The 976-nt window shown below is 38.9% G+C and carries 2 protein-coding genes; one reads left to right on the top strand and one right to left on the bottom strand.

The features are described 5' to 3' along the window. The coding region (locus GW12_RS05605; RefSeq protein ID WP_034584560.1) for a helicase-related protein at positions 1 to 339 on the top strand (339 nt) is incomplete at its 5' end. Between the two features lie 17 nt (positions 340 to 356). Here GW12_RS05605 and GW12_RS05600 read toward each other — a convergent pair. Continuing rightward, on the bottom strand, positions 357 to 976 hold a 620-nt coding region (locus GW12_RS05600), incomplete at its 5' end, for a type II toxin-antitoxin system HipA family toxin (RefSeq protein WP_034584557.1).

The following is a 976-nucleotide window of genomic DNA, read 5'->3' as shown; positions in this document are numbered from 1 at the left end:
GTCATTACAGCATTTCAGTCTGGACAAGTGCCGGTATTTTTAATCAGTCTGAAAGCAGGAGGGGTCGGTCTGAATCTAACTGCCGCAGATACGGTCATTCACTATGATCCATGGTGGAACCCTGCTGCTGAAGATCAAGCTTCAGATCGTGCATGGCGGATTGGACAGGACAAGCCGGTATTTGTGTATAAGCTGATTACCAATAAAAGCATAGAAGAAAAAATTCTTGCCTTGCAGCAGAATAAAGCAGAACTGGCACAGTCTATTCTAAGTACCGATCATGAGGGCGAAGCGAAACTGACGGAAAATGACGTGATGAACTTGTTTGAGAAATTTTAGTTTGGTTTCAGGTTACCCTAATCATCTGTAAGTATCTGAAAGTCTGGATGCAATTTTTTCCAATGTTCTCTTAATTTTTCTTTATGAGCAGGAATCATAGGTAAGTCTAGTAATAGCACTGGCCATACTGACCGTGCTTTGTCCATGATCGCGTGAAGTTGTTTTTCAATAACACGCCATGGAACACCGACTTTTTCAGCCCATTCTTCAAAGTGTTTCATCTCAGCTAAATACCAATCTTTATTTTTGGCAAGATTTAATGCGAAATGACGCTCATTTTCAATATATACACTGGTCATTAATATATCGTATGCGGGAGATAATCTGGGTGCACTTTTATCATGATAAATCATACTCCAGTTTTTTAAGTGCGCATCTCCATTGGCGAGTAAAATATTGACAAGTAAGCGGCTGGCAAATTGCTGAATATCAATAATTTTGTTATCTGAAAATTGATAAATGATCTTTCCTATCTGCTCATAATTTGTGGTGCTGTATTTCTGCTGTGGATATGCACCGAAGATCTGAGCAAAGTCTTCGATGTGAATAAGCTCTGTAGTATCAGCAGTATTCTGTCTATCAAATCTTTTTATTGCAAAAGCATATTGCTCTTGGGGTAAATTTAATGGTGGAAGGT

The sequence above is a fragment of the Acinetobacter sp. HR7 genome, from assembly GCF_000773685.1.
Taxonomy (GTDB): domain Bacteria; phylum Pseudomonadota; class Gammaproteobacteria; order Pseudomonadales; family Moraxellaceae; genus Acinetobacter; species Acinetobacter thermotolerans.
The sequence above is the reverse complement of the archived record's forward strand: the minus strand, read 5'-3'. Positions and strand labels throughout refer to the sequence as shown.